This is a genomic window from Pseudomonas wadenswilerensis (assembly GCF_900497695.1).
GTDB lineage: Bacteria > Pseudomonadota > Gammaproteobacteria > Pseudomonadales > Pseudomonadaceae > Aquipseudomonas > Aquipseudomonas wadenswilerensis.
Genome location: NZ_UIDD01000010.1, coordinates 490,944 through 509,163 on the forward strand (window position 1 = coordinate 490,944; position 18,220 = coordinate 509,163).

An 18,220-nucleotide genomic window follows, 5' to 3' on the forward strand; every position below is an offset into this window, starting at 1 on the left:
AGGCGCTATTTAAACGGTTTTTCGCCGGGCTGTATTGGAAGAAATTGCCTTTATTCAGGCTTGTGCTGCACGCTCAAAAACTTCATCGGCCCATTGGTTGAGGCTCTTGCCTGCCGACTGAGCTGCGATGGTCGCCGCGGCGTGGACTTCTGGCCTGATACGCAGCATGACCTTGCCGGAAGCGGGTTTTTCCGGCTTGACCCCACGCTCGGCGCAATCGGCCAGGTAGTCATCCAGCGCCAGGTGAAACGCCTCGTGCAACTGCCTGACGGCGCTGGCGTGGAAGCTGATGATGTCACGCACACCCAGGACACGACCGACGAAAATATCGTCCCGTGGGTCGTATTCGACTCGGGCGGTGTAGCCCTTGTAGCTCATAGTGTTCATGGTTGAACTCCTGCCCGTAGAAGAAACTCGCGGGCTTCTTCCACCTGATATCGCTTGGCCTCTTTGCCCGGGTGCGGCCGGTGACAGCGCCAAAGCTGATCACCCAGGATCAACTTGACCCTGGAGCCCTCACGTTCCTGCACTTGCCCGCCCAGGTACAGCACTAGCGCCTCGATGTCGGTAAACACCAGGCTGGCGCTGGTCGGTGTGCGGAAGATGCTGTCGAGGATCGTTCGATATCGATTGTTCATCGGAAAATGCTATCAAAATAAGATAGCACTTTTTCCAATGCTTCAATTCAGGATTTTTCAATCACCCGCCAATACCTGCGCATACCGCTGCCGATCAATATTCGCCCCGCTGAGAATCACCGCCACCTTGCACCCCTGCTGGCGCTCTCGCTCCTGGATCAGCGCGGCAAGCCCGGCGGCGCCTGCGCCTTCAGCGGTGTTGTGGGTGTCTTCGTGGTAGATGCGCATCGCCTGGGCAATTTCCTCATCGCTGACGCGCACGATGCGCGCGGCGTGCTGGCGGATGATTTCGAAGGCTTCGGGCAACGGCATACGGCAGGCCATGCCGTCGGCGAAGGTGTTGGCCGTGGCGGTGGTGACGATGCGGCCCTGCTCCAGGCTCTGGGCAAAAGCGTCCGCGGCGCTGGACACCACGCCGACGATCTCGGTGCGCAGGCCAAGCAGGTTGCGCGCCTGGATCAGGCCGCATATGCCCGAGCCCATGCCGATCGGTACGTAGACGCAATCCAGCTCGTGTACCGCTTCCAGCAGCTCCAGCGCATAGGTGGCGACGCCGCGGATCAACTCGGGGTGAAACGGCGGGACGCTCTCGTAGCCGTGCAGCTGGGCCAGGCGCGCGGCCTCTTCGCGGGACTGGTCAAAGTCGGCGCCGTGCTCGATCAACTGGGCGCCAAGGGCACGCATCGCCGCGTTCTTCTCCTGTGAGTTGCCTTCGGGAACCACGATGATGATCGGCAGCCCGGCATTGCGTGCGGCCAGCGCCATGCTCTGGCCGTGGTTGCCACGGGTCGCGGTGACTAGGCCGCGAACCGTCGGCTTTTGCGCCAGCAACCACTGCACATACATCAGCCCGCCGCGCACCTTGAAGGCGCCGGTCGGTGCATGGTTTTCATGTTTGACCCAGACCTCGCAGCCCAGCCGTTGCGCCAGGCGCGGCCAGGCATATTGCGGGGTGGCGGGTACGCTGGCATGAACCAGGCGGGCAGCATCGCGCAGGGCAGGCAGATCGAACATGAAGCACCTCGGCAGGATCGGATTTGACCTGATCCTAGTCGCCGCGCATTGTATGGGTAAATTCTTATATTGCATGGCCAACAATAAATGTGGACCCCTGCCCTCACCGAGGATGCCCAGCCGCGCTACCTGGCCCTGGTCGACGCTATTGCCGCCGCCATCGAGCGCGGCGAGCTGAAAGTCGGCGAACGTCTGCCGCCACAACGGCGCCTGGCCTGGAACCTGGGGCTGAACCCCAGCACCACTCAGCAGGCCTACCGCGAGGCGGCGGCACGGCACCTGGTCTCGGGCGAAGTCGGGCGTGGCACCTATGTGCTGGCCGGCAGCAAGGAGGCTACGCTGTTTCGCCTCAAGCAGCGCGACGTGCAATCAAGCCTGATCGACCTGTCGACCAATGTGCCCGTGATCGACCCGGCCAACCGCGACAGCGAAACGACCTTGCAGGCGTTGTTGCAGGACGGTCAGGCGGGCTGCCTGGACCATTACCTGAGCGCCGAAGAGTTGCTGCGCGGCCGTGTGCACGGCGCCGCCTGGCTGGCCAATCGCGGCCTGCAACTGAACGACCGGCAACTGCTGCTGTGCGGCGGCGCCCAGCAGGGCTTGTTCACGACCTTGCTGTCACTGTGCCAACCGGGCGAAGCAGTGCTGGTCGAAGCTCTCACGGCCCCCGGCATCAAGGCCGCCTGCCGGCAATTGCGCCTGCCGCTGCATGGCATCGCCCTGGACGATCAGGGCATTGTTGCCGATGATCTGGATCGGGTCGCCCGTGCCACCGGCGCGCGCGTCATGGTGCTGACCCCGAGCCTGCACAACCCTACCGGTGCATGCATGAGCAGCGCTCGCCAGCAGGCGATTGCCGAGGTGGTCGAGCGGCATGACCTGCTGGTGATCGAAGACGATGTCTACGGTGCGCTGACCGACCAGCCACCGCTGTGGCGGTTGCTCGGGCGGCGCGGCCTGTTGATCAGCAGCCTGTCGAAAACCGTCGGCGCCGGCCTGCGCCTGGGCTGGATCGTGGCTGACCCGGCGTTACTGGCGCAGGTCGATCCCCATGCCCAGGCCACTCACTGGCAGGTGTCGCCGCTGAACCTGCAGATTGCCTGTCGCTGGATTGCCGATAGCACGGCGCAAAGGCGTCTGGCCTGGCAGCGCGAGGAAGTCCGCCAACGCTGGCGCCTGGCCTGCAGGATTCTGGGCAGCTACCTGGTCAACAGCAGCCAGCCTGCCCCACACATCTGGGTCAAGGCCGGGCACAGCGCCGCACGCTTGACCGAGGCTTGCCGGGCCAATGGCGTGGCGGTGGTGCCAGCCGAGGTGTTCGCGGTAAAACAGCATGACCTGGCAGCGATCCGCATCAGCCTGTCGGCGGCTGCCAGCCGGGCCGAACTCAAGCAGGCATTGGAGCACGTGGCAAAGGCACTGGAGGCCTGATGAGCAAGCACGCTTTCTATACCGAGGCGCAAACCTACCTCGCCGCGATGGACCCGCAGTGGGCCGCACACATCGAGGCGGTGGGCCCTTGCCTGCATCAACCCAAACCCACCCGTGACCCGTATCAGGCACTGGTGCGGGCCATTGCCTACCAGCAACTGCATGCCAAGGCGGGCGATGCGATTCTCGGACGCTTTCTGGCGCTCTACCCGGGGTGCGGGTTTCCCAGCCCCGAGCAGGTGCTGGCGACCACCCCGGAGCAATTGCGCGGCTGCGGATTCTCGGCGAGCAAACTGGCAACCATCCAGGGTATCGCCAAGGCACGTGTCGAAGGGCGGGTGCCAGACTACCAACAGGCCTCGGTACTGGAAGATGAAGCGCTGGTCGAGCGCCTGATCAACCTGCGTGGCGTAGGCCGCTGGACCGTCGAGATGCTGCTGATCTATACCCTGGAACGCATGGACATCCTGCCGGCCGACGACTTCGGTGTGCGCGAGGGCTACCGCCGCTTGCAAGGCCTGGAGACGCAGCCGACGCGCCGGCAAATGATCGACCTGGGCAAGCGCTGGAGCCCCTACCGGACCGTTGCCGCCTGGTACCTCTGGCGCGTACCGGCCAAGCGAGTTTGAACGCAAGACCCGGAGTTATTCCTGTAGCCCGAACCCGTAGCCTGAACCCATCGATCACCGCCAGGAGCAAACCGTCATGAGTACAGGCAAACCACGGATCAGCGAATCCGACCCGCGCTGGCAGGCCATCCTGGCCCGCGACCCGGCTGCGGACCAGGCCTTCGTCTATGCCGTGCGTACCACGGGCGTCTACTGCCGGCCGAGCAGCACCTCGCGCCTGCCGCGCATCGACAACGTCGAATTCTTCGACACTGCCGAACTGGCCGAAGCCGCCGGCTACCGGCCGAGCAAGCGCCGCGGCGCCAACCAGACCGATGTCGCCGAACAGCACCGGGCCCAGGTCACCCGCGCCTGCACCTTGATCGAAAGCGCCGACCCGGCGCCCAGCCTGAACCAGCTGGCTGAACAGCTGAAGATGAGCCCGTTCCACTTTCACCGGGTGTTCAAAGCCGTGACCGGGCTGACGCCCAAGGCCTATGCCACGGCCCACCGTGCGCGCAAGGTACGCACTCAACTGCAGCAGTCGGCAACGGTCACCGACGCCTTGTACGAGGCCGGGTTCAACTCCAACAGCCGCTTCTACGAATCGAGCAATGCACGCCTGGGCATGACCCCGGGCGCCTATCGTGACGGCGGTGCCAATACCGACATCCGCTTTGCCATCGGCCAGTGCACGTTGGGGGCAATTCTGGTGGCGCAGAGTGAACGGGGGATTTGCGCAATCCTGCTCGGTGACGATCCGCAGGCGCTGCTCAATGACCTGCAGGACAAATTCCCCAAGGCCAACCTGATCGGCGGCGACGAAGGCTTCGAAAGCCTGATTGCCAGGGTCGTGGGCTTTATCGAGGTGCCGGGCATCGGCCTGGATTTGCCACTGGACCTGCGCGGCACAGCGTTCCAGGAGCGGGTCTGGCAGGCTTTGCGGGCGATCCCGGCCGGCAGCACTGCCAGCTATGCCGAGATCGCCCAGCGGATTGGCTCCCCCAGGGCTGTGCGCGCCGTGGCCCAGGCCTGCGCGGCCAACGCCCTGGCTGTGGCCATCCCGTGTCACCGGGTGGTGCGCAGCGATGGCAACCTCTCGGGCTACCGCTGGGGCGTGGAGCGCAAGCGTGAGCTACTGGCGCGCGAGAGCCAGTGAGGCGGGTTACTGGAAGTTGACGTCGAAGGCCTGGTAGAAGGCGTTGCCGGTATCAGCGACCAGCCACAGCAGGACGATGACGTGATGGCCGCGCTTGTTGCCGGGTAGCTTGACCTCGTGTTCGACCTTGGCCTTAAGCTTGTCCTTATGATCGAAATACGGCGTATACGGATAGAGGTCGTCGGCAAACGGCGCCGTCTCGAGCTGGGCACGACTGATGCGTTTGTTCACATCCCATCCATCTTTGGTAATAAACCAGCGATAGCCACGGGTGGTGTGCGGGGCCGTGTATTCCCACTTCACATGAAAGGTCTGGCCTGGCGTGACATTCAACAACGGCCAGGTAAAGGGCGAGCCCAGTTTGGCGGACATTTCGGCATTGGTGTAATTGACGACGTCGCGAGCATCCTCTTTGCCGCCACTTAGAATATATCCATCCGCCGGTGGCACGACACTGGCGACATCCGACTGGAAGGGCGCGGGTACCGGCCCACCCACCAGGCTGGGGAAGTTTTTACCGCCTTCCATTTCGTTGACTTGCCAGTTGCCGAGCAATCCCAGTTCGACAGTCTTGGAACCACGGCTGGCCGGTGAAATGACCCGACCGTGACGCAGATTCTTTTCAGGGCTGTTCATTGCATTCACTCCTTGTGAGATAGAAAAACCTGTCCACCCTGGACACGATTCACCCTAGCTCAAGCCCTGCAATGCGCAACCCAGAGGCGCCAAACGGTATCAACCGTTGCTGCAGCCGTCGCCCATGGCGCGGTATGCGATGGTGTGGCGCTGACCCTGATGGTCTTCGTAGGTCATGGTTGCCGGTACCACTTCACAGACATTGGGAATGGTCGACAAACTGATGACTTTGGCAATATCCAGGTTAGTGCTGTAGTCATACTGCTCAACAACAGGTTGCGCAGCAGCACTATTGATTTCATCCGCCAGGGCGAACGACGACATGGCAACCAGGGCAAGTGCAAATAAACTTTTCATGATAATAGGCCTGCAAAGCAATCAAACTAATCGATTGACTTCATTTGCCAATAAGGGCGCGGAGAAGTTGTTATATCAAGCAATGGGACATAACACGAAGTACCGACCCCACTACAACTTATTCCGTGGGATGTGGTTAGTTTACAAGGTACTTCGGGCGGTTAAATCGCGAAGCCGGACATTCACTGTTACCGCCTGTGCAACAATAAGCCCGACACAACGCCCTCGACACTTTTCGCCTTCCCGTGTAAAAGCCCGGGGTAGAGCCTTTGCCAGATCAAACCAGTGACCTTGTTACGCTATTGCCCGCTGCCCGCCGCCGAGCGGCCCCTGCTGAATAAATTCTACCGAAACCAGGGTTCGCCCATGCGCGCGGCTGCCCAGGGCCAGCTTTGGGTAGCCAGGGCCGATGAGATCGTCGCTGCCTTGTGCCTGAGCCAAGTACCAGGCGGCCATTGGCTGACCGGGTTGTTCGTCGCGCCCGCCTGGCGCGGCCAACGGGTCGCCCGCCAGCTGATCGAAGCGGCCGCGAGCGAGTTGCAAGGGGACATCTGGTTGTTTTGCCATCCGGCTCTGGTGGGCTTCTACGAGCGGCTGGCGTTCAGCACCAGCGACGCCCTGCCCGCCACTCTGGCCGAGCGCCTGGCCCGCTACCAGCGCAGCAAGCCCCTGTTGGCGATGACGCGGATTCAGTCGTCGCTGGCCGGGTCCAGCCCGGGGAACAGCACCTCGGTATAACCGAAGCGGCTGAAATCGTGGATGCGCGAGGGGTAAAGGCGGCCGATCAGGTGATCGCACTCATGCTGCACCACCCGGGCATGAAAACCTTCGGCGTTGCGCACTATCGGCTGCCCCTGCGGATCGATGCCTTCGTAACGGATCCGCTGGTAGCGCGGCACCACACCACGCAGCCCCGGCACCGACAGGCAGCCTTCCCAGCCGTCCTCGACCTCGGTGCCCAAGGGTGTGATCAGCGGATTGAGCAGAATGGTGCGCGGCACCGCCTCGGCATCCGGGTAGCGCTCGCTGCGCTCGAAACCGAAGATCACCAGTTGCAGGTCGATACCGATCTGCGGCGCGGCCAGGCCAACACCGCCGACATGCTCCATGGTTTCGAACATGTCGGCGATCAGTCGCTCAAGCCCGGTGCTGCCGATCATGTGCTTCGGCACAGGCGGGGCGATGCGCAGCAAGCGCTCATCGCCCATTTTCAGGATGTCATGAATCATGCTGGCTTCGACTCAGGGGTTCGCTGGCAGGCGTGGTTTCATGATCGAGTGAATGATCGCGGCCAAGCCCGGAAACATGCTTTTTATCATGCTCGTGGGCGACACCATCAAAGTCTTTTTCGCCGGGGTCCTTGCCTTCCTCGGACATATGCTCGATCACCGCATTCATCTCCGCGCCCAGCAACAACACCGCAGCGGAGATATAGAAGTACAACAGCAGGACAATGATCGCCCCGATGCTGCCGTACATGGCGTTGTAGTCGGCGAAAGTCTTGACGTAATAACCGAAGCCCAAGGACGCGATGATCCACACCACTACCGCCAGCACCGAACCGGGGGTAATGAAGCGAAACTTCTGCTTAACGTCGGGCATCACGTAATAGATCAGGGCCACCGCGACCATCATCAGAATGATGATTGCCGGCCAGCGCAGCACGGTCCACAAGGTGACGATGAACTCCTGCATGCCGATCTGCGAGGCAATCCACTCCATCACCTGCGGCCCCAGCACCATCAGTGCGGCAGCCGCCAGGAGCATGCCGGCAATGCCGACGGTGTAGATCACCGACAACGGGATACGCTTCCACACCGGGCGCCCTTCGACCACGTCGTAGGCGGCGTTCATCGCGCTCATCATCAGCCGCACACCGGCTGACGCGGTCCACAGGGCGATGACGATACCCACCGAGAGCAAACCGCCCTTGGATTGCTGCAACTGGTCGATCACCGGGTTGACCTGCTCCAGCGCCTGGGGCGGCAATACCAGTTCAGACTGCAGGCGCAGCCAGGAGAAGAAATCCGGCAAATGCAGGAAGCCGATCAGGGCGATCAGGAACAGCAGGAAGGGAAACAGCGAAAACAGCATCTGGTAAGCCAGCGCCGAGGCGTAGGTGGACATCTCGTCATCGAGAAACTCCTTGACTGTGCGCACCAGCACACGGTGCAACGGCAAGCCGCGCAGGTCGGGGAAAATCATAGCGTCTCCTTTCGCCGCTCGAGGGTCATGGGCAAAGTTCCTCAAACACTTATCAGACAGGTTCGACCTGAAGTCTAATCGACGATCGCCTCACAGTTGCGACTGATTGCTGCAGATAGCACAACGGCCACCCGAGGATGGCCGTCGTCCTACCCTGCACACAGGTTCAAGGCTTCTTCATGGCGTCCTTGACCTTGCCAACCGCTTGCTGAGCTTCGCCCTTGAGTTCCTGGGCCTTGCCCTCGGCGCGCAGCTTGTCGTTGTCGGTCACCTTGCCAACACCTTGCTTGACGTTGCCAACAGCCTCGTTGGCCATACCTTTTACTTTGTCTTTAGTGCCACTCATGGGAGTTCTCCTGAAGGGGAAATAACACGCGGTCAGAGTCGACAGTCTGTGGACCCATGGCCTGTTGCGAGAGTTTCAATTATTTGCCCGCTGGCAAAACAGCGGGCGAATATCGCCCCGATTCGCTCAAGCAAGCCGCTGAATCGCAAAGGCTTATCCTAGAATCGACAGCCACGCTGCAGGCTTTTTGCGCCTGCGCTATAACAACAACAGCCGACTGCGGAAACCTTTGCCCATGCGCGTCACGCCCCTGCTGGCAGCCCTTTTGCTGCCTCTGTCCGCCATTGCCGCCGCACCGGCAACGGCCCTGACCACGCTGGTGGTCGATCGATACGCCGATGACCAACAGCCCGGCAGCCTGCGTTGGGCGATCGAGCGCAACAACGAAAAGCCCGGCCAGTACCGGATCGAAATCCGCCCGGTAGGCAAGCCCCCGTACCTGATCAAGCCAGCCTCGCCGCTGCCGCCGATCCAGGGCCCGGTAAGCATCGAAGGCACGGCCTGGGCCCGCGACGGCCAGTTCATCGCCATCGACGGCTCGGCCTACATCATCGGCGACGGCACCCAGGCCTGCCCCGGCGCCGTACCCGGCCAGTTCGGCACCAATGTACGCACCACCACCGGCCCCGGGCTGGTGCTGCGTGACACCCAGGGCGTGCACATTTCCGGCCTGGAAGTGCGTAATTTCTGCATCGGCATCCTGCTCAACCGCGCCAGCAACAACGTCATCGAAGACAACCGCATCGTCGCCAACAAGGGCGGTGCCGGGATCATGCTCACCGGCGACGATGGCCAGGGCAACCCGACCGCGACCACCACCAATAACAACAAGGTGCTGCGCAACCAGCTGATCGATAATGGCGATGGCCTGGAACTGACCCGCGGCGCGGCGTTCAACCTGGTGGCTGACAACCTGTTCCGCTCCACCGAGGCCAACCCGGAACCGTCCCAGGGCATCGAAATACTCTGGGGCAACGACAACAGCGTGGTGCGCAATCGTTTCGAGAACTACTCGGACGGCTTGCAGATCAACTGGGGCCAGCGCAATTACCTGGCCGCCAACACCTTTACCGGCAACTCGATCGGGGTCAGCGTCAGCGGCGCCGGTAATATCCTTGACGGCAACCTGATCCATGGCAACCGCATCGGCGTGGCCCTGCGCCCGGAGCCAACCACCACCAGCAACCGCCTGAGCGCCAACCGCATCTGGGACAACGGCAAGGACATCCGTCGCTGCCAAGCCGGTGGCTCGTGCATTGCCGAGCAGCGCACCGGGGCCATCGTCTTTGGCGTACCGGCGCTTGAGCATGCGATCTATGAGGGCTCACGGGGGATTGGCGTCGATCAGTCGGCGAACAACCGGGCGATCATCTGCGACGCCAAGGCGCCCGTAGAAGGCTGCCAGCCGTTGCCCAACCGTAACCAGCCAGCACCGCAGCTCACTGAACTCAAGGACGGTCGCTTGAGCGGTACGGTCCATGCTGAGCCTCACAGCCTGCTGCGTGTTGAAGTATTCGCCAATGGGCAAGCCGCTGGCCGCGAAGCCGAGCAGTACCTGGGCGAAGTGATGGTGCCGACTGACGCACGCGGCGAGGGGCACTTCGACTATCGGCTGGAACAGGCGCAGCGGTTCGGCGCCTTTACCGCGACGGTGACACGCACCGATGGTGCCACCTCACCGCTGAGCCAGCCGTTGTCGCCAGCAACGGCCAGCGCCAACCGCTAAGCCCCGTTGCGGGGTCAGTGTTTCCTGGCATCGCATTGGGCGCGCAGATCGCGGTTGTCGATGCTGCCGCAACTGCTGCCTTTCATGGCGTTGCAGTAGGCGCGCTGATCCCGGTCGTCGATCGAGCCACAGCTGCCACCCTGGGTTTCGGCATTGCAGGCGGCACGCAGGTCGCGGTTGTCGATACTCCCGCAACTCCCGCCTTTCTTGGCATTGCAGTAGGCGCGCTGGTCACGGTCATCGATGGAGCCACAGCTGCCGCCCTGGGTTTCGGCATTACAGGCGGCACGCAGGTCGCGGTTATCGATACTCCCGCACGAGCCCCCTTCGCGGGCATAACAGTAGGCACGTTGATCGCGGTCATCGATACTGCCGCACCCTGCATAGGCATAGCCACTGAGCATCAACAACAGGGCAATCACTACTTTCATTTGCGTTCTTCCTTGGGTTGCCAGGGAGGCGCCTGGCGCTGGTCGATCAATTGGCTGGCGCACCATTGCGCGCCATCATATTGATATCAAAGCAGGAAATAAGTTCCGCGCACGCCTGCGCTTGCCACGGCGGCTTTATGTTTCAAGTTAATCCCAGCACAATAAGCGACCTTTCAAGCGTCACCCGTAGGAACCTGCATGAAACTCGACAAACCCACCGCCATTGCCCGCCGCAACCAGGAACTGGAAAGACCCGTGCTCAACAGCGACAACACCCTGTTTGCCGTGCTCGACACCAAGCGCAGCCTGTGGTGGTTCGATGTGCCGGTGAAGCTGCTGCGCAAGGGCCAGCCCGACTGGGTCAACCTGCTGCTGCACACCCCGGAAACCGACGAGCTGCAGCATTTGAAGGTGCCGGTGAACTACCTGCAGGCGCATCAGGAAAAAATGGAAGTGCGCCACCCGGGCAAGCGCCGCTCGACCATCAGCCTGGCGCTGAGTGCCGATCGCGATTCGCTGCTCAAAGACCTGCGCCCAGGCGGTGAAAACCTGAATTTCGCAGGCTTCAAGCAGGTCTGATCAGGCCAGTTCGATGCGGTCGGCGTGGATGACGATGCGGCCATCCTTGTACAAGGCACCGATGGCTTTCTTGAAGTTGCCCTTGCTGACCCCGAACAGATCGCTGATCAGCTGCGGATCGCTCTTGTCGCTGACCGGCAGCACGCCGTTGGCGTCCTTGAGCTTGGCGAGGATCTTGTCGTGCAGGCTGTTGGCCAGGTCCTGGCCGATGGGCTGCAGGCTCAGGGCAATCTTGCCGTCGCTGCGCAGCTCCTTGATGTAGCCCTTCTCCTGCTTGCCCGAACGCAGGAACTTGAACACTTCGTTCTTGTGAATCAGGCCCCAGTGCTTGTTGTTGATGATCGCCTTGAAACCCATCGGGGTTTCTTCGGCCACCAGCAAGTCGACTTCCTGGCCGACCTTGTAGGTCGCCGGCACCTTGTCCAGGTAACGGTCCAGGCGCGCGGTGGCGGTGATGCGGCGGGTACGCTTGTCGAGATAAGCGTGCACCACGCAGTACTCACCGGCCTTCATCTGGCGCTTTTCTTCGGAGTACGGCATCAACAGGTCTTTGGGCAGGCCCCAGTCGAGGAAGATGCCGATGCTGTTGATCTCTTTGACCTTGAGGCTGGCGAACTCGCCGACCTGCAACTTGGTCTTTTCCGTGGTGGCGATCAGCTTGTCTTCGCTGTCGAGGTAGACAAAGACGTTCAGCCAGTCTTCGACCTCGGTGGGCGTGTCCTTGGGGATGTAACGGTTAGGCAGGAGGATTTCGCCGTCCGCCCCGCCGTCCAGGTACAGACCGAAGTCTGTGTGCTTGACCACTTGCAAAGTGTTGTAACGCCCAACTAAAGCCATTTCCGGAAATCCTCGTTGCGAGCGGGGCATTCTACACCTGAAGCGGCGATTGCGCCCGGTTGCCAATGACGGCCTGTCAGCAAAATGAACCGTGCGGGCCTGGCCTGTTCTATAAAGACAAGCAAGCCTTTGCAAGGATTCGCTCATGTACGCCAGCCTGTCCAAGTACCTGCGCACCGTTCTGTTGCTGGTGATATCGGCCATGCTGGTGGTCGCCTGCAACCGTATCGACCTGGCCTACCGCAACCTCGACATGCTGGTGCCCTGGTCGCTGAACGACTACCTGAGCATGAACCGCCAGCAGAAGACCTGGCTCAATGATCGGCTCAAACAGCAACTGGCCTGGCATTGTCGTACGCAGTTGCCCGGTTACCTGACCTGGATCGACGAAATCCAGACGATGGTCGCCAACAATGCGGTAACCGACCAGCAACTGCAGGTGCGCACCCAGCAAGCCCGGCAAGCGATTGCCAAGGTCGCCGACCAGATCACCCCCTCGGCCGCCGAGCTGTTGCGCAGCATGGACGACGATCAGGTGCGGGAAATGCGCGAGGCGTTTGCCGAAGACATCCGCGAACGTCAGGCCAAGTACGTCAATACGCCGTTGGCGCGGCAGATCGAACGCCGCGCAGAGCGCATGGAAAAGCGCCTGAGCACCTGGCTGGGCGAGCTCAGCCCGCAACAGAAGTTGCGGATCATGACCTGGTCCCAGGGCCTGGGCGAGCAGAATCGCCAGTGGATTGCCAACCGTGCCCATTGGCAGGCGCAGTTCAGCGCGGCGATGGACCAGCGCCACAGCGACACCTTCGAGCCACGCCTGGAAATCCTCCTGAAGAAACGCGATAGCCTGTGGACCCCGGAGTACCGGAGAGCCTTCCAGCGTACCGAGCAGGAGGCGCGGCGGTTGCTGGTGGATGTGATGGCGCAGAGCAGCGAGCAGCAGCGCCAGTACATGGGGCAGAAGCTTGGGCAGGTGCGGCAGAGTTTCAGCGAGTTGAAGTGCTTGAAGGGGTGACCCCCTGAAATCATCTCATAACCCCTGTGGGAGCTGGCTTGCCAGCGATGAGGCCAGTACAGCCTGCACTGCAGGCGGCGCCTGGAATACGAGCGCTTCGCGCTCGATCGCTGGCAAGCCAGCTCCCACAGTGTTCAGCTCTCCCGGCACTTGCGCCGGTACGGGAACACATCGATCACCTTGCCGCCGCGGATCGCCGCCTGCAGGCTCTTCCAGTAATCGGCGTCGTACAACTCGCCATGCAGCTGGCTGAACAAGCGGCGCTGGCCACTGTCGGCAAACAGAAACGGCGGAAACTCCTCGGGGAACACATCCAGCGGCCCGATCGAATACCAGGGCTCGGAGGCCATTTCATCCTCGGGGAAACGCGGCGGCGGGATGTAGCGGAAGTTGACCTCGGTGAGAAAGCAGATCTCGTCGTAGTCGTAGAACACCACCCGCCCGTGGCGGGTAACGCCAAAATTCTTCAGCAGCATGTCACCCGGGAAGATATTCGCCGCCGCCAGTTGCTTGATGGCCAGGCCATAATCCTCCAGGGCTTCGCGTACCTGGGCGCCGTTGGCGTTTTCCAGGTAAAGGTTGAGCGGGGTCATGCGCCGCTCGGTCCAGCAGTGGCGGATCAGTACGGTGTCGCCGTGCACTTCGACGGTGGACGGCGCCACTTCCAGCAGTTCGGCCAGGCACTCGGGCTCGAACTTGCTCAAGGGGAAGCGAAAGTCGGAGAACTCCTGGGTGTCGGCCATGCGCCCGACGCGGTCGACGCTTTTCACCAAGCGGTACTTTTCGATCACCGTGGCGCGGTCGACACTCTTGGACGGCGAGAAGCGGTCCTTGATGATCTTGAACACGGTATTGAAGCCCGGCAGGGTGAACACGCTCATGACCATGCCGCGCACGCCGGGCGCCATGATGAAACGGTCATCGGTGCCGGCCAGGTGGTTGATCAGGGCCCGGTAGAACTCCGACTTGCCGTGTTTGTAGAAGCCAATCGAGGTATACAGCTCGGCAATGTGCTTGCCCGGCAAGATGCGTTTGAGAAAACCGACGAACTCGGCCGGCACCGGCACATCGACCATGAAGTAGGAACGAGTGAAGGAGAAGATGATCGACACCTCGGCCTCGTCGGTGATCAGCGCATCGATCTCGATACCGTGGCCTTCGCGGTGCAATAGCGGGATCACCAGCGGCCATTGCTCGTCCTGGGTGTACAGGCGCCCGACCAGGTAGGCGCCCTTGTTGCGGTACAGCACCGGGGAAAACAGCTCGATGGCCAGGGCCGGGTCCTTGCACACCCAGTCCGGCAGGTTTTCCCGCAGCTGCGCGTCAAGGCGCGCCAGGTCGCCGGCAAGGTCCGAATACAGCACATCGAAGCGGTAGTCGGTAAAAATCTGCGCCAGCAGGGCGCTCAAGCCGTTTTGCGGCCGGTAGGTGCGCGTTTGCGCTGCCCGTTCGTGGCTGCGCAATGATGGCCGGGTGGTATGGATGAACATGCAACCATCGCTGATCAGGTCATGGCTGAACAGGCTGCAGAAGATCGAGTTGTACCAGGTCTCCGACAGTTCGTCGTCCAGGCGCGGGTCGATCAGGCCTATATAGGCGCTCTTGACCAGCGGCCACAGCGAGACATCGAGCAGCACCTCGTCCTCGAAACCCTGACGCAGCCAGCCACTGACCTCACTGACCTTTTCCTCATAGAGGTTGATGCGCGCCGCCGAGGCGCTTTGGGTCTGTTGCCACTGGGCCTGCTCGAAACGCTCGCGGGCGCCATCGGTGATCTGCCGGAAATGTTCGCGGTAATCGTCGAAGCCATCGAGGATCATCCGGGCAATATCGGCGGCCGGCCATTGCTGGGGCATACGTCAGACCTCTGCGGGAATGTCAAAGCCTGAGCTTAGCCAGTCGCCACGGGCAGGGAAAGCCTGTTGGCGCGGGTGTATCGGCCAAACTCGCCGAGCGCGCAATTCAAGCGCAAGAAAGGGAGAGAGCATGGCCCGGTTTGTAACGTAAACTCGCGCCCTGCCCCCAAAGGACCCGGAGAGCCCATGAGCCCCATCGCCATTTCCCGCCTGTTGATACTCGCTGCTGTCTGGGGGGCGAGCTTCCTGTTCATGCGCATCATTGCGCCGGTGCTCGGCACCCTGCCCACGGCGTTTTTCCGCGTCTCCATCGCCTGCCTCGGCCTGCTGGTGATTCTTGCCCTGCTGCGGGTGCGCTGGGACTTCAATGGCAAGCTCAAGGCCTGCCTGGTGCTGGGCATGATCAACTCGGGGATACCGGCCACCCTTTATTCAGTGGCGGCCCAGGTGCTGCCAGCCGGTTACTCGGCGATCTTCAATGCCACCACGCCGTTGATGGGTGTGCTGATTGGCGCGCTGCTCTTCCGCGAGCCGATGACCCTGGCCAAGCTCGGCGGCATCTTTCTCGGCTTGTTCGGGGTTGGCATTCTCAGTGGTGCAGGCCCGGTGGCGTTCGACGCCAAGCTGCTGCAAGGCGCCCTCTCGTGCCTGGCGGCGACCGCTTGCTACGGCCTGGCCGGTTTTCTCGCCCGGCGCTGGCTCGACCAGCAAGGCGGCCTCGACAGCCGGCTGTCGGCGCTGGGCAGCATGATGGGCGCGACCTTGCTGCTGTTGCCGTTGTTCGGCTACAGCGTGCTGACCCAGCCGCCGGCAAGCTGGGGTGGCTGGCAGGTATGGGCGTCGTTGCTGGGGCTGGGGCTGGTGTGTACCGCCTTTGCCTACATCCTTTATTTCCGCCTGATCAGCGAGATCGGCCCGGTCAAATCCAGCACCGTGACCTTCATGATCCCGGCCTTCGGTGTGCTGTGGGGCGCCTGGCTGCTGGATGAGCCGCTGTCGATGGCGCACCTGTATGGCGGGCTGTTGATTGCCGTGGCGTTGTGGCTGGTGCTCAAGCCGGCTCGCGCCTGACGGGTCCCGTGGGAGCCGGCCTTGCCGGCGATGAGGCCGGTACAGTCAGCACCCTCAACCGCTGACTGAATTGCGACCGCTGCGCGCTCGATCGCCGGCAAGGCCAGCTCCCACCCTGCAGATGTTCTGGTTTCACCCATGAAACCAGCCTTTCACTTCCGTTACCGAAAAAAGCCTCTTTTCCTTGCACCAGCAATTGCCACGCGCAGTTGTTGTGCAATTTCGTGCCATATAGAAAACCTTGTTTCATATATAAAACAAACAGGTTTTTGCCTTAATCCAATAACTCTCTAATAAATAAGCACTTTTTAAATAAAACAGGGCCAATACACATTTGGCATTGTTCATGCACTAAACGGCGTATCACCTATAAAACAGACCAGAGAGCTTCCCCAATGGCTGTGAAAGAGATGTACGCAATCCCCTCTCAATGGAATACGCCGAACTCCAAGGAAGACCTGGAGCCGACCGAAATCGAATTTCGTAACGTCGGTAAATGTTTCCCGGCCAAGGGCAAGGCCGAGGCGCCCTTTGCCATTCGCGAGGTGAACTTCAAGATCCGCCGCGGCGAGGTGGTGTCGATCATCGGCCCATCCGGTTGCGGCAAGAGCACCATCCTCAATATGGGCTCCGGCCTGTACCGCCCTAGCGAAGGCGAAGTCTTCGTCGGCGGCGAGGCGGTGGTCGGGCCGGTGCGCAAGGTGGCCTTCATGTTGCAGAAAGACCTGCTGATGCCCTGGCGCAGTATCCGCCGCAACGTCGAGCTGGGCCTGGAAATCCAGGGCATGCCCGCCGCCAAGCGCCAGCCGATTGCCGAAGATCTGCTCAATCGCTGCCACCTGCAAGGCTTTGCCGACCACTACCCGTTCCAGCTGTCGGGTGGCATGCGCCAGCGCGCCGCCCTGGCCCGGACCCTCGCCATCGACCCGCAGGTGCTGTTCCTCGACGAGCCATTCTCGGCCCTCGATGCGCAGACCAAGATGATCCTGCAACAGGACCTGGCGCGGATGTTGTTCGAAGAGAAGAAAACCGCGCTGTTCATCACTCACGACCTGGTCGAGGCGATTGCCATGTCCGACCGCCTGCTGGTCATGAGCGCCCGCCCCGGCACCATCATCGAAGAAATCACCGTCGACCTGCCGTTCCGTGACAACCCGCTGGAGCGCCGCAAGCTGCCGGAAATCGGCCCGCTGGCCGGGCGCCTGATGGAACTGCTGAAAGTCGGCGAAGACACCGAACTGCATTGATCAACGGCCACCGGCCCATCAACCGATTCAGGAGTACGCATGTTCAAGTCCCTGCAACGCCTGGCACAGACTTCGGTCATCGCCCTGGGCCTTGGCCTGGCGCTCACTGCCCAGGCAGAGCCGACCAAGGTCACCTACCTGCTGCCCGCGCCGCCCAACTCGCCGGCCTTCGCGCCGTGGATCATCGCCAAGGAAAAGGGCTACTACCGTGCCAGGGACCTGGACCTGACCTTCATCGCCGCCAAGGGCGGGGTCGATGTCGCCAAGCAGATCGGTGCCGGCAACGCCATGCTTGGCGGCGCCATCGGTGATACCCCGATCGTGGTCCGCGCCAACGGTATTCCGGTGCGGGCGGTGGCGGTGCTCGGTGCCGGCGGGGTGACCATGATCGCCACCAACGCAAGCGAGAACATCCAGTCGATCAAGGACCTCAAGGGCAAGACCCTGACCGTGATGTCCTACTCCGACACCACCTACTACGCCCTGCTCGCCTCGCTGCGCAAGGCCGGCCTGAGCAAGACCGATGTCGACATCCAGGCCGCCGGCCCGTCGGGCGTGTGGCAGCTGTTCTCGGCCAACAAGGCCCAGGCCATGGCCGGCGTACCGGACTGGGTGGTCAATGCCGAAGAAGCCGGGGTGGAAATCAACCTGATCCCGCAAAACCAGATCTTCGAGAGCATGGCCCAGGCAATCCTCGCCTCGGACGACGCCATCAACAACCAGCCGCAAGTGGTCGGCGGCGTGGTCCAGGCCACCCTGCAGGGCATGCGCGACATCATCCAGGACCCGAAAGCCGCCGCCGCCACCTTCGCCAAGGCGGTCCCGGCCTACGCCGGCAAGGAAGCGGCGCTGGAGAAAACCTTCCGCCTGTATGTCGAGCACGTCTACGCCAACCAGAGCGTGCTCGGGCGCATCGACCCGGCGCGCCTGGACGCGGTACGCAAGTTCTATGTCAGCGAAGGCATCGTCGCCAAGGAACCCAAGCTCGACGAGCTCTACAGCAACCGGTTCATCGAAACCACCACGGCCGCGCAATAAGCCTGGATGCACAACAAGGTATTAGC

At 61.9% G+C, this 18,220-nt stretch carries 21 protein-coding genes; 10 read left to right on the forward strand and 11 right to left on the reverse strand.

Annotation, left to right across the window (positions count from 1 at the left end):
• Positions 1 to 54: 54 nt before the first annotated feature.
• From CCOS864_RS21085 to CCOS864_RS21095, 3 genes are read right to left on the reverse strand one after another with little or no spacing between them, the layout of a single operon-like run.
• Entirely contained in the window at positions 55 to 387 is a 333-nt protein-coding gene (locus tag CCOS864_RS21085; RefSeq protein WP_010223090.1) for a type II toxin-antitoxin system HicB family antitoxin, read from the reverse strand.
• On the reverse strand, positions 384 to 638 hold the full coding sequence (locus CCOS864_RS21090; protein WP_115088211.1) for a type II toxin-antitoxin system HicA family toxin: 255 nt from the start codon (positions 636 to 638) through the stop codon (positions 384 to 386). The genes CCOS864_RS21085 and CCOS864_RS21090 overlap by 4 nt, the downstream gene beginning before the upstream one ends.
• Positions 639 to 695: 57 nt before the next feature.
• Positions 696 to 1,652, reverse strand: coding sequence for a threonine dehydratase (locus CCOS864_RS21095; protein ID WP_115088212.1), 957 nt, complete (start codon positions 1,650 to 1,652; stop codon positions 696 to 698).
• Positions 1,653 to 1,739: 87 nt separating this feature from the next.
• Between CCOS864_RS21095 and CCOS864_RS21100 the strand changes: the two genes are divergently transcribed.
• The 3 genes from CCOS864_RS21100 to ada all read left to right on the forward strand — a co-directional run bounded on the left by CCOS864_RS21100 (position 1,740) and on the right by ada (position 4,850).
• Positions 1,740 to 3,083 (forward strand): aminotransferase-like domain-containing protein, encoded by a 1,344-nt coding sequence (locus CCOS864_RS21100; RefSeq protein ID WP_115088213.1) that lies wholly within the window; start codon positions 1,740 to 1,742, stop codon positions 3,081 to 3,083.
• Positions 3,083 to 3,712 (forward strand): DNA-3-methyladenine glycosylase family protein, encoded by a 630-nt coding sequence (locus CCOS864_RS21105; protein WP_115088214.1) that lies wholly within the window; start codon positions 3,083 to 3,085, stop codon positions 3,710 to 3,712. The genes CCOS864_RS21100 and CCOS864_RS21105 overlap by 1 nt, the downstream gene beginning before the upstream one ends.
• 76 nt (positions 3,713 to 3,788) lie before the next feature.
• Positions 3,789 to 4,850 (forward strand): bifunctional DNA-binding transcriptional regulator/O6-methylguanine-DNA methyltransferase Ada, encoded by a 1,062-nt coding sequence (ada, locus tag CCOS864_RS21110; RefSeq protein WP_115088215.1) that lies wholly within the window; start codon positions 3,789 to 3,791, stop codon positions 4,848 to 4,850.
• Positions 4,851 to 4,856: 6 nt separating this feature from the next.
• Here ada and CCOS864_RS21115 read toward each other — a convergent pair whose 3' ends face one another.
• Together CCOS864_RS21115 and CCOS864_RS21120 are read right to left on the reverse strand one after the other, a co-directional pair.
• Positions 4,857 to 5,486, reverse strand: coding sequence for a lytic polysaccharide monooxygenase auxiliary activity family 9 protein (locus tag CCOS864_RS21115; RefSeq protein ID WP_115088216.1), 630 nt, complete (start codon positions 5,484 to 5,486; stop codon positions 4,857 to 4,859).
• 99 nt (positions 5,487 to 5,585) lie between these two features.
• Positions 5,586 to 5,843, reverse strand: coding sequence for a DUF2790 domain-containing protein (locus tag CCOS864_RS21120; protein WP_115088217.1), 258 nt, complete (start codon positions 5,841 to 5,843; stop codon positions 5,586 to 5,588).
• A gap of 366 nt (positions 5,844 to 6,209) precedes the next feature.
• On the opposite strand from CCOS864_RS21120, the gene CCOS864_RS21125 reads away from it, so the two are divergent.
• Positions 6,210 to 6,581, forward strand: a complete 372-nt coding sequence (locus CCOS864_RS21125; protein WP_115088509.1) for a GNAT family N-acetyltransferase — start codon at positions 6,210 to 6,212, stop codon at positions 6,579 to 6,581.
• Here CCOS864_RS21125 and def read toward each other — a convergent pair.
• From def to CCOS864_RS21140, 3 genes are all read right to left on the reverse strand, one after another.
• The gene (gene def, locus CCOS864_RS21130) at positions 6,533 to 7,072 is read right to left on the reverse strand and encodes a peptide deformylase (protein ID WP_115088218.1); all 540 of its coding nucleotides are present in this window, start codon (positions 7,070 to 7,072) and stop codon (positions 6,533 to 6,535) included. The two genes, CCOS864_RS21125 and def, sit on opposite strands and share 49 nt — an antisense overlap.
• Positions 7,062 to 8,048: a YihY/virulence factor BrkB family protein gene (locus CCOS864_RS21135; RefSeq protein ID WP_038996548.1), complete on the reverse strand. Its 987-nt coding sequence runs from the start codon at positions 8,046 to 8,048 to the stop codon at positions 7,062 to 7,064. Before CCOS864_RS21135 ends, def begins: the two co-directional genes overlap by 11 nt.
• Positions 8,049 to 8,214: 166 nt before the next feature.
• A complete protein-coding gene (locus tag CCOS864_RS21140; protein WP_115088219.1) occupies positions 8,215 to 8,394 on the reverse strand; it encodes a CsbD family protein in 180 nt (59 codons plus the stop codon).
• Between the two features lie 235 nt (positions 8,395 to 8,629).
• Here CCOS864_RS21140 and CCOS864_RS21145 point away from each other — a divergent pair, with 235 nt between their 5' ends.
• The gene (locus CCOS864_RS21145; RefSeq protein ID WP_115088220.1) at positions 8,630 to 10,120 is read left to right on the forward strand and encodes a right-handed parallel beta-helix repeat-containing protein; all 1,491 of its coding nucleotides are present in this window, start codon (positions 8,630 to 8,632) and stop codon (positions 10,118 to 10,120) included.
• 14 nt (positions 10,121 to 10,134) lie between these two features.
• On the opposite strand, the gene CCOS864_RS21150 is transcribed toward CCOS864_RS21145, so the two are convergent.
• Entirely contained in the window at positions 10,135 to 10,551 is a 417-nt protein-coding gene (locus CCOS864_RS21150; protein WP_115088221.1) for a hypothetical protein, read from the reverse strand.
• A 198-nt stretch (positions 10,552 to 10,749) separates the two neighbouring features.
• Between CCOS864_RS21150 and CCOS864_RS21155 the strand changes: the two genes are divergently transcribed.
• Positions 10,750 to 11,130, forward strand: a complete 381-nt coding sequence (locus CCOS864_RS21155) for a hypothetical protein (RefSeq protein ID WP_115088222.1) — start codon at positions 10,750 to 10,752, stop codon at positions 11,128 to 11,130.
• On the opposite strand, the gene CCOS864_RS21160 is transcribed toward CCOS864_RS21155, so the two are convergent.
• Entirely contained in the window at positions 11,131 to 11,967 is an 837-nt protein-coding gene (locus CCOS864_RS21160) for a CvfB family protein (protein WP_115088223.1), read from the reverse strand. It abuts the gene before it with no gap.
• Between the two features lie 145 nt (positions 11,968 to 12,112).
• Here CCOS864_RS21160 and CCOS864_RS21165 point away from each other — a divergent pair, with 145 nt between their 5' ends.
• Complete coding sequence (locus tag CCOS864_RS21165; protein WP_115088224.1) at positions 12,113 to 12,982, forward strand: DUF6279 family lipoprotein; 870 nt, start codon at positions 12,113 to 12,115, stop codon at positions 12,980 to 12,982.
• Between the two features lie 134 nt (positions 12,983 to 13,116).
• Here the strand turns inward: CCOS864_RS21165 and aceK are convergent, their stop codons facing one another.
• Entirely contained in the window at positions 13,117 to 14,838 is a 1,722-nt protein-coding gene (gene aceK / locus CCOS864_RS21170) for a bifunctional isocitrate dehydrogenase kinase/phosphatase (protein WP_115088225.1), read from the reverse strand.
• 186 nt (positions 14,839 to 15,024) lie between these two features.
• Between aceK and CCOS864_RS21175 the strand changes: the two genes are divergently transcribed.
• The 3 genes from CCOS864_RS21175 (at position 15,025) to CCOS864_RS21185 (ending at position 18,194) form a co-directional block, all read left to right on the forward strand.
• Positions 15,025 to 15,909 carry a DMT family transporter gene (locus CCOS864_RS21175; RefSeq protein WP_115088226.1) on the forward strand — a complete coding sequence of 295 codons (885 nt, stop codon included), beginning with the start codon at positions 15,025 to 15,027 and terminating at the stop codon, positions 15,907 to 15,909.
• 410 nt (positions 15,910 to 16,319) lie between these two features.
• The gene (locus CCOS864_RS21180) at positions 16,320 to 17,156 is read left to right on the forward strand and encodes an ABC transporter ATP-binding protein (RefSeq protein ID WP_233673390.1); all 837 of its coding nucleotides are present in this window, start codon (positions 16,320 to 16,322) and stop codon (positions 17,154 to 17,156) included.
• Positions 17,157 to 17,195: 39 nt separating this feature from the next.
• Positions 17,196 to 18,194 carry an ABC transporter substrate-binding protein gene (locus CCOS864_RS21185; RefSeq protein ID WP_115088228.1) on the forward strand — a complete coding sequence of 333 codons (999 nt, stop codon included), beginning with the start codon at positions 17,196 to 17,198 and terminating at the stop codon, positions 18,192 to 18,194.
• The last annotated feature ends 26 nt before the right edge of the window (positions 18,195 to 18,220 follow it).